This is a genomic window from uncultured Negativicoccus sp., assembly GCF_902480485.1.
Taxonomy (GTDB): Bacteria; Bacillota; Negativicutes; order Veillonellales; family Negativicoccaceae; genus Negativicoccus; species Negativicoccus succinicivorans.
Window position 1 is genome coordinate 17,086 of the sequence record NZ_CABSTC010000009.1, and the last position, 12,779, is coordinate 29,864.

11 protein-coding genes are annotated in these 12,779 nt (G+C 53.6%); 10 read left to right on the forward strand and 1 reads right to left on the reverse strand.

Annotated features, from left to right (window positions below; genetic code table 11):
• The first annotated feature begins 1 nt into the window (after position 1).
• Complete coding sequence (gene eno, locus RDN69_RS01350) at positions 2–1,285, forward strand: phosphopyruvate hydratase (protein WP_288218157.1); 1,284 nt, start codon at positions 2–4, stop codon at positions 1,283–1,285.
• Between the two features lie 41 nt (positions 1,286–1,326).
• Here eno and RDN69_RS01355 read toward each other — a convergent pair whose 3' ends face one another.
• Positions 1,327–2,217 carry a LysR family transcriptional regulator gene (locus RDN69_RS01355; RefSeq protein WP_288218158.1) on the reverse strand — a complete coding sequence of 297 codons (891 nt, stop codon included), beginning with the start codon at positions 2,215–2,217 and terminating at the stop codon, positions 1,327–1,329.
• 154 nt (positions 2,218–2,371) lie between these two features.
• On the opposite strand from RDN69_RS01355, the gene RDN69_RS01360 reads away from it, so the two are divergent.
• From RDN69_RS01360 to RDN69_RS01400, 9 genes are all read left to right on the forward strand, one after another.
• Positions 2,372–3,913: an acetyl-CoA hydrolase/transferase C-terminal domain-containing protein gene (locus tag RDN69_RS01360; protein ID WP_288218159.1), complete on the forward strand. Its 1,542-nt coding sequence runs from the start codon at positions 2,372–2,374 to the stop codon at positions 3,911–3,913.
• The gene (locus RDN69_RS01365) at positions 3,910–5,565 is read left to right on the forward strand and encodes a methylmalonyl-CoA mutase (RefSeq protein WP_273260362.1); all 1,656 of its coding nucleotides are present in this window, start codon (positions 3,910–3,912) and stop codon (positions 5,563–5,565) included. Before RDN69_RS01360 ends, RDN69_RS01365 begins: the two co-directional genes overlap by 4 nt.
• Positions 5,566–5,577: 12 nt before the next feature.
• Positions 5,578–6,948: an MmgE/PrpD family protein gene (locus RDN69_RS01370; protein ID WP_273260360.1), complete on the forward strand. Its 1,371-nt coding sequence runs from the start codon at positions 5,578–5,580 to the stop codon at positions 6,946–6,948.
• Between the two features lie 122 nt (positions 6,949–7,070).
• Complete coding sequence (locus RDN69_RS01375) at positions 7,071–7,682, forward strand: superoxide dismutase (protein WP_273260358.1); 612 nt, start codon at positions 7,071–7,073, stop codon at positions 7,680–7,682.
• A gap of 133 nt (positions 7,683–7,815) precedes the next feature.
• A complete protein-coding gene (locus tag RDN69_RS01380; RefSeq protein WP_273260356.1) occupies positions 7,816–8,730 on the forward strand; it encodes an NAD(P)/FAD-dependent oxidoreductase in 915 nt (304 codons plus the stop codon).
• A 1-nt stretch (position 8,731) separates the two neighbouring features.
• Positions 8,732–9,385, forward strand: coding sequence for an endonuclease III (gene nth / locus RDN69_RS01385; protein WP_273260354.1), 654 nt, complete (start codon positions 8,732–8,734; stop codon positions 9,383–9,385).
• 23 nt (positions 9,386–9,408) lie between these two features.
• Positions 9,409–9,804: a hypothetical protein gene (locus RDN69_RS01390; RefSeq protein ID WP_273260352.1), complete on the forward strand. Its 396-nt coding sequence runs from the start codon at positions 9,409–9,411 to the stop codon at positions 9,802–9,804.
• A gap of 107 nt (positions 9,805–9,911) precedes the next feature.
• On the forward strand, positions 9,912–11,213 hold the full coding sequence (locus RDN69_RS01395) for a hypothetical protein (protein ID WP_273260349.1): 1,302 nt from the start codon (positions 9,912–9,914) through the stop codon (positions 11,211–11,213).
• The gene (locus RDN69_RS01400; protein ID WP_288218160.1) at positions 11,186–12,487 is read left to right on the forward strand and encodes a lipase family protein; all 1,302 of its coding nucleotides are present in this window, start codon (positions 11,186–11,188) and stop codon (positions 12,485–12,487) included. The genes RDN69_RS01395 and RDN69_RS01400 overlap by 28 nt, the downstream gene beginning before the upstream one ends.
• The last annotated feature ends 292 nt before the right edge of the window (positions 12,488–12,779 follow it).

Here is a 12,779-nt window from a genome sequence, read left to right on the forward strand (position 1 = left end):
TATGATGATTGTAGATATTCACGGCAGAGAAATTTTGGATTCGCGCGGCAATCCGACAGTGGAAGTGGATGTATTGCTCGATGACGGTACCCGCGGACGCGCATCCGTTCCGTCCGGCGCGTCCACCGGCGTGTTTGAAGCGCTGGAATTGCGCGATGGCGATAAGAGCCGTTACCAGGGCAAAGGCGTGCAAAAAGCGGTCGAGCATGTCAATGAACGCATCGCGCCGGAATTAATCGGCTTGCCGGTGACCGAACAGGTTTTAATTGATTCGATCATGTGCGGTTTAGACGGTACGGATAATAAAAGCGAACTCGGCGCGAACGCGACCTTGGGCGTTTCCATGGCGGTGGCTCGCGCCGGCGCGGCGGCTTGTCATTTGCCGCTCTATCGCTATCTCGGCGGCATCAACGCCTGCGAAATGCCCGTGCCGATGATGAATATTTTAAACGGCGGCATGCACGCGGATAACAACGTCGACATCCAGGAGTTTATGATTATGCCGGTCGGCGCGGAATCCTTCGCCGAAGGCTTGCGCATGGGCGCCGACATTTACCATACGCTGAAAGTCGTTCTGAAAGAACAGGGACTTGTTACCGCGGTCGGTGATGAAGGCGGCTTCGCGCCGAATCTGGCGTCCAACGAAGCGGCGATCCAGTTGATTCTGACCGCTGTTGAACGCGCCGGGTTCCGTCCGGGTGAAGATATCGTGCTCGCGCTCGACGCGGCGGCTTCGGAATTTTACAAAGACGGCGTTTACGATTTCGTCGGAGAAGGCGTGAAACGCTCCGCCGAAGAACTCGTTGCATACTACGCGGACCTCGTTCGCCAATACCCGATCGTATCGATCGAGGACGGCATGGACCAGGAAGATTACGTCGGCTGGAAACATCTCACGCAGAAACTGGGCCAAAAAATTCAGCTCGTCGGCGACGATCTTTTCGTCACCAACAGCGCCCGTTTGGAAAAAGGCATTCAGGAAGGCATCGCCAACTCGATCTTGATCAAAGTCAATCAAATCGGTACGCTCACGGAAACCATGGAATGCATTCAAATGGCCAAATGCGCCGCGTACACGACGGTGATTTCACACCGTTCGGGCGAAACGGACGACTCGCTGATTGCCGATCTCGCCGTCGCGGTCAATGCCGGCCAAATCAAAACCGGCGCGCCCGCGCGGATTGATCGCGTCGCGAAGTACAACCAGTTGTTGCGCATTGAAGAAGAACTGGAAGGCTTGTCGCTCTATGGCGGTCAAGATATCTTCGCGCACTTGGAAAAATAAATCGTTATAAAAAAAGAACTGCCATTAATGGCAGTTCTTTTTTATGTCTCGGCAAGTGTCAGATTGTAAAAGTCTAAAAAGTTTTGCGCCACTTTAGTGAGTGGCCGATCCCGCACGATGACGAAACTTTTTTGTACATAGAGATCGGGCACATCCAGCGCCGTATAGTACACTTCGTTCGAAAAATTTTCCGCTGCCTGCTCGGGCACGATCGCGCAGGCGCGATTTTCCCGCGCCCAAATGAGCGCCGCCGTACGCGTTGTACAAATGCTCAAAACAGACGGGGTCATTTCGTACTTGTGACACGCGTCAAGAAAAATCGGCGCGCAACCGCGGGAAAGCGCAAGCGGCGTGTGGCGCAACGCTTCCAAAGAGACGATCGGCTGACGCGACGCGTTCCAGCGGCTTTGCCGGGAAGACGCGATCAGCAAACGTTCCCGCTCCGTATGCAAGATCTGAAACAGGTCGGGGTGCACCAGCGGCGCGTTGGCGACACCGATTTCGGATTCGCCCGCCAACAGCTGATTCGTCTGCTCGTTGATCGTCACTTCATTTAAGCGGTGCTGTACTTGCGGATACGTACGACTGAAGGGTACTAAGTAGTCGCGGATAAACATCATCGCCGTCGACGGAGAGAGCGATACTTTCAAAATTCCCGCCGTGCCCTGTACGCGATGCGTGACTTCGCGTTTCAAATTATCTTCGGTCGAAAGCAGGTATTGGGCGCGCTCATAGAGATATTCGCCCGCCTCCGTCAGTTCGATTTTGCGCACGCCGCGGTCGGTTTTGATGAGCGGCGCGTTCAAGTGTTCTTCCAATTGTTTCAAGCGATGCGAAAGCGCCGGCTGGGCAATTCGTAATTGACGCGCCGCCTCCGCAATCGTACCGACGCGCGCGATCGTCATAAAATCGCGATAGTATTCCAGATCCATAGAAACTCCTTCTCGCTGCAAATCATCAAGTTTGATACTTCCACTATACATCAAGATACATAAAAAATATATATCTTATGGATAAAACAAATATTTTATAAATAAATAATTCACTGCTACGATGAAATCAATAAGACAGAAGGGAGACGAGGACATGTTGGATGCAAGCAGATTACGTCATCCGAGTCTATTTGAAAAAGTGGTCACGCCGGAGGAGGCGGCGTCTTTAATCACCGACGGCATGCATGTCGGTGTGGCGGGGGTTACGCCGTCGGGGGATCCGAAGAAGACGACACTGGCGCTGGCCGAGCAAATTAAAAACGGCAAAAAATGCCGGATTGCGATTTGGAGCGGCGCGTCGGTCGGACCGGAGATTGAAGAAGCACTCGCGCAAGTGCACGGCGTGTATGAGCGCATTCCCTACTATGCGGCAAGCAACCGCACGATGCAAAAAGGCATCAATGAGCGGGAGATTCGGTACATTGATTTGCATTTGAGCGAATTTGCGCAGCAGGTGGATTACGGTTTCTTCGGTGATGTCGATGTCGCGATCGTGGAAGCCGCGGCGATTACCAAAGACGGTGACTTCGTGCTCGGCTCGGGCGTGGGCAATTTACCGATGTTTGTGAAACATGCCAAAAAAATTATTGTCGAAGTCAATACTTCCATTCCGTTGGAAATGGAAGGGATGCACGACATTGTCATTTTGGATAAACCGCCGCGTCGGCGCGAAATTCCGATTTATAAAGCGTCGGATCGGATCGGTTCACCCTATGTGAAATGCGGTTTGGACCGTATCGACGCGATCGTCGAATCGGACATTTTGGACCATGTGCGCGATCTCGCAGCGCCGAACGAAGACACGATCAAGATCGCCGAATACCTGGTCGATTTTTTGGAAAATGAAGTGCAGCACGGACGTTTGCCGGAAGAAATGCTGCCGATTCAGTCCGGTGTGGGCACGATCGCCAATGCCGTTTTGATGGGATTGAAAAAATCACGGTTCCACAATTTGACGATGTATTCGGAAATTTTACAGGACGCGGTCTTCCATCTGATCCGCGACGGCCATATCGTCGGCGCTTCCGGTTGCGCGTTTACGCCGTCGCCGACGGTGTGGAAAATGTTTAAAGAAGATCCGGCGCTGTATAAAAAAGCGCTGGTTTTGCGGCCGCTCGATATTTCCAACCATCCGGAAGTCATTCGCCGCTTGGGCGTCATCGCGATCAATACCCCGATTGAATTTGATATTTACGGGCAGGCGAATTCGACGCACGCCTCCGGTCGTAAGATGATCAACGGGATCGGCGGCTCGGGTGATTACATGCGCAACGGTTATCTCTCGATCTTCACCTCGCCGTCGACGGGCGCGCACGGTGCGATTTCCAAAGTGGTGCCGATGGTAAGCCACGTCGATCACACGGAGCACGACAGCCAGATCTTCATCACTGAGCAGGGCGTAGCCGATACCCGAGGCATGGGACCGATTGAACGGGCGCACGAAATTATCACGCACTGCGCGCATCCGGACTATCGACCGTTGCTGGAAGAGTATGTCAAACATGCACTGGCCGACGGCGGGCACGAACCGGTAGATCTCGCGCACGCGTTTACGCTGGCGTTGCATTTCCAAAACCATAAGGACATGCATTGCCGCTCGCTGTATGAAGACGATAAAGGAGGAAATGAATCATGAAGTATGATGAAAAGCGTTTTGCCGAAGCGCAACAATCCTATGAAGAACGCGTGGAAAAAGCGACTTCGCGGTTTCCGGAGCGGCAGGAATTTGCCGCCAATCGTTTATATACACCGCAAGATATTGCGGATCTGGATTACAATGAAAAACTCGGCTTTCCGGGCGCCTATCCCTTTACGCGCGGCATTCAGCCGACGATGTATCGAGGTCGCCTGTGGACGATGCGGCAGTATTCCGGTTTCGCGACGGCCGAAGAAACCAACGCGTTATATAAATACTTATTGCAAGCCGGCCAGACCGGTTTATCGGTAGCCATGGACTTGCCCACGCAGATCGGTTTGGATTCCGACTCGCCGCAGGCGCAGGGCGAAATCGGCAAAGTCGGTGTCGCGATCGATTCGTTGCAGGATATGGAAGATATTTTTGACGGTATTCCGCTCGATAAAGTGTCCACTTCCATGACGATCAACGCGCCGGCCGCCGTACTTCTCGCCATGTATGTCGCGACCGCGGAGAAAAAAGGCATCGCCGCCAAAGATTTGCGCGGCACGATTCAAAACGATATTTTGAAAGAGTACATCGCGCGCGGTACGTATATCTTCCCGCCGCGTCCGTCAATGCGCTTGGTAACCGATACATTCTCGTATTGCTCGCAGGAAATTCCCCATTGGAACATGATTTCCGTCGGCGCGTACCATATCCGCGAAGCGGGCGCGTCGATGGTGCAGGAAATCGCCTTTGCGTTCGCCAATGCGATCGCCTACATAGAAGCGGCATTGAAAGCAGGTCAGGATGTGGACGCGTTTGCGCCGGGCATTTCGTGGATCTTTACCGCGGGTTTGGATTTCTTCCCGGAAATCGCCAAATTCCGCGCGGCTCGTCGTCTCTGGGCGAGCATCATGAAAGAACGTTTCGGCGCGACCAAAGCGAAAGCGCAGATGTTGCGTTTCCATGTCCATACCGCCGGCTCCGTATTGACCGCGCAGCAGGATGACGACAATATCATCCGTATCGCCTGGCAGGCCATGTCCGCCATTTTGGGCGGTACGCAATCGCTCGCTTTGTGCGCTAAAGACGAAGCGGAATCGATTCCGACGCGCGAGTCGACAACGCTTGCGCTGCGTACGCAGCAATTGCTCGCCTTTGAAAGTGGCATTGCCGATACCATCGATCCGCTGGGCGGCTCGTACTATGTGGAAACCTTGACGGACCAAATTGAACGCGAAGCTCGCGAATACATTCATAAGATCGATGAAATGGGCGGCGCAGTCGCGGCGATTGAACAGGGTTACATGCAGCAGGAAATGGCGACCCACGCATTTGAATATGAGCAGGAAATTGAAAGCGGCAAACGCACTGTCATCGGCGTTAATAAATTTGCCATCGAAGATGAAGAGCATCACACGCAACTGTTGCAAGTCGATCCGGCCGTCGGCGATCGGCAAATGGAGAAACTGAAAAAATTGAAAGAAACCCGCGACAATGCCGCTGTCGAAAAAGCGCTCGCCAAAGTTCGCAAAGTCGCGCGCAGCGAAGAAAATATTATGCCGTGTCTGATTGAAGCGGTCAAAACCTATGCGACACTCGGTGAAATCTGCGGCGTTTTGCGCGAAGAATTCGGTGAATATCATCAAGATCACCCGGCGTTTTAAGGAGGTTTCAGCATGGACTTGACCAAACAGCTTGCAGGCTACGCGGCCGGGTTGCAATACAAAGACTTAGCGGAAGAGACCGTGCAGAATGCGAAAAAATGCATACTGGATTGGGCGGGCGTCTGCATTCGCGGCTCGCAGGAAACGCCGATTCAAATTTTACGCGCGGTCTTGGGGCAAAATACCGGCGCGGATCAGGCGACGGTGCTGACTTCGCCGTTGCTGCGTACCGCCGCCTGGGATGCGGCGTTCTTAAACGGAGCGGCCTCGCACTCGCTTGACTTTGACGATCTGCATAACGCCTCCATTATTCACTTGGCGACGGTCGTCGTGCCGCCGGCGTTGGCGGTGACGGAAGCCGAGCACAAAAGCGGTCGGGATCTCATCACCGCGGTAGTGGCGGGCTACGAAGTCGGCGCCCGCGTCGGGGAAACGATTATTCCGGAATCGTACTATTTCTGGCACACGACGGGCACCGCGGGAATTTTCGGCGCGGCGGCCTCGGCCGGCCGCGCACTCGGTTTAAATGACCGGCAGATGTTGCATAACCTCGGCACCGCCGGCACGCAGGCGGCGGGACTTTGGGAATTTGTGGCGGAAGGCGCGATGAGCAAACCGATTCACGCGGGCAAGGCCTCTTACGCGGGCGTTTTATCCGCCTACATTTCCGACCGCGCTTTTACCGGCGCCACGCATATTTTGGAAGGCGAAAAGGGATTTTGCAGAGCGCTTTCCCCCGATCCGCATTGGAGTAAATTGACCGATGGCCTCGGCAACGGCACATTCAAAATTGACGAGAACTCGTTCAAACCGTATGCCTGCTGTAAGCACGCTCACGCCGCCATTTTCGCGGGCATTACCTTGCGCGAGGAATGCGATTTGGGAGAGATGCAGGAAATTACCGTGGAAGTCAATGATATTACCTACAGCCTGATCAATAATGCGGCGCCGCAAACACCGTACGGCTGCAAATTCAGCATTCAATACTGCCTGGCTTGCGCGTTAGTTTACGGTGAAGTGGGCATCGAACATTTCACGCCGCAAGGGATCGAAGATACCGCCATTCGCGACGTGATGAAAAAAATCAAAGTGGAGCGTTCGGCGGAAATCGAACAAATTAAAGCGGACGATCCGACTAAGCTGGCATCCCGTGTACGCATTGTCAAAAAGAACGGGGAGACGCTGGCAAAGCTCGTTGAATATCCGAAAGGCGACCCCGCCAACACCATGACCATCGAAGAAATTCGTGCGAAATATGACAGTCTTGCCGTTCCGATTATCGGTGCGCAAGCAGCAGCTGAAATCGCGGAACTTATTTTGCATCTCGATACGGAAAATGCTCCCGGCGATGTGTTGCAAAAAATTGCGTTACGCACGAAATAAAAGAAAAGTTGGCGGGTGAGAAAAACTATATCGAAAAAATTAGTAGTCAATTTGCCGTTTTCAGGTTATAATGTAAATGCAACATTTACTATTCGCAGTAGCTGTGAAAGGAGCTAACAATAATGGCATTTACATTACCTGAATTACCTTACGCATATGACGCGCTTGAACCGGTGATTGACAAAGAAACGATGCAGTTCCATCATGATAAACATCATGATACCTACGTCAAGAACTTAAACAAAGCGTTGGAAAAAGCACCGGAATGGGCGGCTAAAGATATCGAAGAGATTGTCGCCGACTGGGACAACGCGCCGGAAGAAGTTCGCCAAGCCATCCGCAACAATGGCGGCGGTCATTATAATCACAGCCTTTTCTGGCAGATGATGACACCGGTCAAAGACAGCAAACTGGAAGGCGCTATCCAAGCACAAATCGAAAAAGATTTCGGTTCGTTCGATGCGTTCAAAAAAGAATTCGGCGCAGCGGCGACCGGACGTTTCGGCAGCGGCTGGGCATGGCTGGTTTGGAACGGCAAGAAACTTGCGGTCGTTTCTACACCGAACCAGGACAACCCGCTGGCGGACGATCAGAAACCTTTGCTCGGCGTCGATGTTTGGGAACACGCCTACTACCTGAAATACCAAAACAAACGCGCGGATTATGTCGATAATTTCTTTAAAGTAATCAACTGGAAATTTGTCAACGAATTATTCGCCGCCGCGAAAAAATAAGTCACGCTGAAAAGCATGCCGCAAGGCATGCTTTTTTGGTGCGATGACTTGCCCAAACAAACGAGAATGAGTATAATAAAGAAAGAAACGAAAATATTCGATATAGAACAAAACTATTTATCAGGGAGGTTTTATGATGTACGACGTATTAGTGATCGGCGGCGGTCCGGCCGGCTTGAATGCGGCGATGTACGCGGCGCGCAAAGAATTGAAAGTCGGCGTGATCGCGGAACTGATCGGCGGTCAAATGACGCAAACCAAAGACATCGACAACTATCTCGGCTTTCCGGATGTCGAGGCGTATGAACTGATTCAAAAAATGACGGATCACGCGAAAAAATATCCGATCGACTGGATCACGGGGCGCGTGGATCAATTAACGCGCGATGAAGACGGTAATTACAGCGCCGTTACGTCCGATGGCGAAACCTATCGAGGCCAATCCGCCATTATCGCCACGGGACAACGCAGCCGCACGCTCGGTATTCCGGGCGAAGAAGCCTTGACCGCGCGCGGCGTAAGCTATTGCGCAACCTGTGACGGTCCTTTTTATCGCAATAAACGAGTCGCGATTGTCGGCGGCGGAGACAGCGCCGTGGAGGCGGCGATTGAAATGGCGCGGATCGCTTCCGAAGTACATATTTTGATTCGCAGCCGTTTGCGCGCGACAGAGCTTTTGATTTCCAAAATGCAGGACACGGGTAAAGTCAAAGAATGGCATCACTACATTCCCATCGAAATCATCGGCGATAAAAAAGTAACCGCTTTGAAGTTGAAAAATACGGATACCGACGAGATTATGGAATTGCCGCTGGATGGCGTCTTTGTCGAAATCGGCGGCGAACCGAATAACGGTTTCGTGCCGCAGGAGTTGGCATTGAGTGACAATCGTGAAGTGAAAGTGAAACGTGACACGTCGACCAACTTACCGGGGCTTTTTGCCGCCGGCGACAACACGGATTATCCGCATCGCCAAGTCGTGATCGCGGCCGCCGACGGAGCGAAAGCGGCACTGGCAGCGCACGATTACTTGCTGCATAAGGCGTAAGATGCGCGTTACGAAGGCCATTCGCGAAGAGCAGTTGACGATTTTGGAAGCGACGTATAAAGATCGTAAGACGGCGCTTCACTACAACTCGCCCTTTGAATTATTGGTCGCGGTCGTTTTATCCGCGCAGTGCACCGACGAGCGCGTGAATAAAATCACCGCGCGGATTTTTCCGCGGCTCAACACGCCGGCGAAGATGGGACAACTCACACAGGCGGAACTGGAAGAAGAAATTCGCGATTGCGGCCTTTTTCGCAGTAAGGCGCAGCATTTATTAGCCACCTGCACGCGACTGTTGGAAGAGTATCACGGGGAAGTTCCGCGGACAAAAAAAGAACTCATGACGCTTCCGGGCGTCGGTCAAAAAACGGCGAATGTGCTGGTGAGCGTTCTTTATGACGAGCCGGCGATTGCCGTCGATACGCATGTTTTTCGCGTCGCCAATCGGTTAGGGCTCGCGCGGGGCAAAGACGTGACCATCGTCGAACGCAAACTGGAGCGCAATATACCCCGCGAAAAATGGTCGCAAGCGCACCATTGGCTCATTTGGCACGGACGGCTTGTCTGCAAAGCGCGTCGTCCGTTATGCGCAAGCTGTCCGCTGCGCCATGTTTGCCCGATTGGTGTTCGACAAGAACCCGCCGATTCGGTATAATGACGGATAAGGGGGGATGATGCATGGATTGGTCGTATGTAGAGCCGGGCTTCATCACGGAAAAAGTGTTGGCGGGGCGACCTGTTCTCCTGACAGTGGAACCGTTTACCGAAGCGGAGGTGGACGCTGCGCAGGCGTATGCGGACGAGATTTGGAATTGGCTGGTGGCCAATCGTTCGCATATAAATGACATTGCTCCCGCGATCGTGAGCCTTAAAAATGCGCATTGGCTGGAGGTCAATGAAGAGCCGGCGACCGTAGAACAAATGCTGCCGCAGCTCCAAAACATCGCGGCCGTGTATGCGCAAAAGAACGAGGGCATTTTGATTTACTATGATGTCGGCGACATGTTTGCCGGCAACTCGGTCGTCATCATGCTGTCGCCGGAATTCCAATTCCGCGGCATTCAAATTATGTAATTTACGTAGCGTAAAAAGGCCTTCGGGCCTTTTTTTGCGCTTTGACAGCTTACTGGCGCTTTCGTACAATAATAATCACAAACGGAAGCGGAGAAAGCGAGGGTATTATGCAACGACAGGAACGGGTGGAGCGTTTTCGCGCGCTGGGCATCGCGGAATCGCAGATATATACGGAAATATTGCGGGCGCGGGAAATTGATCAGGTGTTATTTCAGCGCGCCGATCATCGTGAGTACGGCGTGACGGGAGAAACGATTATCGCGGCGCTGCATTCTTTTACGATCGAGAAATTCGGACCGTATCCGGCGGACCCCGAACAGTACCCTGAAGTTTATGGCATGGCGATGGCAACGCCGCCGCTGCTTTTCAGTTCCTATCGGGAAAAAAGCTACGGGCCGGCATTGACGACGGTATGGGAAGAGGCGAATCAGTCCGAGCATGTCCTCTTGGTGCATGCGGACGGATACTTGGGTGACGCTGTCGCGGCGAAAACGATTTTTCAGCGCGCGCCGAAAATTGTCGCCACCGCCGCCGACGAGAAAGCTGCCGCGGAGTTGCAGTTGTTGTACCCCTACTACGCATGGACGACGCTCGAAACACTTCCGGAGGATGATTTCGACTATATCTTTGTGGGTTCGGACGCGGCTACGGCGGAAGAATTGCAACCGTTGACGCAAACCCGTCCCGCGGCGCGCATCGACGCGTGGCTTTTATTTGACGGCGTTCGCGATCGTGAGCAACTGCCGGCGGGCGCGTGGTACCTTTACGGAGCCGATGATGAAAAACTGTATTGGATCGGTCATCCGGATTCTACGCAGGAAAAACGTTACGGCATGGCGCGTTTCAGTGACGGGCGATGGGAAAAGGAAATTTATTTGCCGGAAACGTGGCGGGCTTGGCAAACGACGCAAGAAGAAACCACATTGCAACACTATGCCGATCCCTTGCCGATGCAATCGGCACCGACAGAGGGCGTGGCGTTGATGGCGGCGCTCAACGGCGGGCCGTGGCCGATGGCGGCGCGGGAAGAACCGGCGCCGCGTGAAGTCGCGGGACCACTCGCGGTCGGTGATGTCGTCATCGCCGCTACGCAAGACGGGTACCGTGTCGGGATCATCACCGCGAAACATGCCGGCAAATATCTGGCGGGCCGCGCTTTTGTCATGCGTCCGCGGGACATGGAAAAGGCCGCGTGGCTGTGGTGGATACTTCAAACCGATCGGGTAAAGGCGCAACTCGCTTCCCTTTTGGCAGGAGATTTCCGTTATTTAACGCCGGCGCTCTTGGGACGACTGCCATTGGGGAACGCGACCGCGGACGCCATCCATACGGCGCAAGCCTGGTTGGCGCGGCAAAATGAATGGGAAGAGGTGCAGACGCGATGGGAAGAATCCATGCGTACGTTTTAGCCGTTGTTTTCTTGCTCGGGATCGCGCCGCAGGCCTTCGCGCATGACGCGGTGATGCTTTCGCCGTTTCCGGCGGATGAAGTTTCGATCGTGGCGCCGAATTCGCGCAGCGCGGAAATGATGAGCAAAGCGGGGGTCAACAGCAATGAAGTGTTGCTGGCGGCTTACGCGTCATTGGCGGCGTACCAATCGGAGTGGAGCGGTTTGCCCGTTTCCACATTGCAAAAAACAGGTTGGCAAGTCACCCCCGGCGACACCGGTCATGAACGTTTCATTATCGCATCGCAGGAGATTAAAGGTCATCCTTACTACGTAGTGGCCATTTCCGGAACGGAGCAAAAAGTTGATCTCAAAGCCAATCTCCGTAATGACATGATCCCGATTCCGCAATATCCTGAAATTTTCGTGCATCAGGGATATTGGGAAGCCGCGCAACGCTTGTCGGCAGCGCCGCAAATCAGAGAAGCCGTGGCGCGTACTAACGACGGTGGTCGCGTTATTTTCACCGGACACAGTCTCGGCGGCGGAGTGGCTACCTTGATCGGTTTACAGAAAGTCAGTGAAGGGTCGGGAGATCTCGCGCAAATGCGGGTCATTACGTTTGCCGCGCCGGATTTTGTCAACTCTTTCGGCAGCCGAGCGATCGGTCAATATCCCGCGGTCAATTTCCGCATGGAAGCGGATTTGATTCCGAGCCTGTTTCGTTTGGTGAATTATCGCTATCATAGTAATCCCAACTCGATCACTTGGAGTTTGCACACGCCGTCACAAGGTATACCGCACACGATGATCGGTTTCTTGGACGAGGCGTTTTACCAGGCGGCGTGGACATTTTCCGCGAACCTGCCGACATCGGGACCGGTCGACATCTATGTAGCCGCGCCCGCGTTGGCAACGGACATGGGACTTTCACCGCGCATCATCCAAGCGTATCGCAATACCGCTATTTATGCGGCGGTCTTACCGGAAACGCAACGCATCGCGCGCGATTACCGCGAAATGGAACTGTCCGACGCATTGGCGACGGCTCGCGCGCGAGGCGCCAAATATTTACTGTGGTTACCGCTTGCGATTTATCCCGAACGGGAAAGCACCAATCGCAATTACGGCATGGCGCTCACCGAGCAGTGGTGGGACGTTGATAAAGAAGAACTGCTCACGTGGGAAAGCGTGGCTTTTCGTTCGGGCGGATACACCATCTTCACCAAATTAGCGGATTACCTCGTCGGCAAAGAGCAAATTCCGGTCGCGAGCGATTTCCTGCTGCAAAACTGAACGGCCTTGTGACAGCGCCGCATTGACACCCTTCGCCAAATACTCGCGAAAGCAGAAATGACGGGTGAGAGTAAGCGGCGTGACGGAACGCAATGAGGTAAAGTAAAAGAGGGAAGATCGGAAACATCTTCCCTCTTTTATGATGAGTGAGATCTCGTTTATTATGAAAAAGCGTAGAGCGATAACGGTCACGGTTTTCCGCTTGCCGCAACGTGCGGCGGCGTCGGGGCGCTGAAGCCCACCCCCGAACCAGTCCGAGCATCGGATCGGCCCGGCCGAGACCGGCGCGATG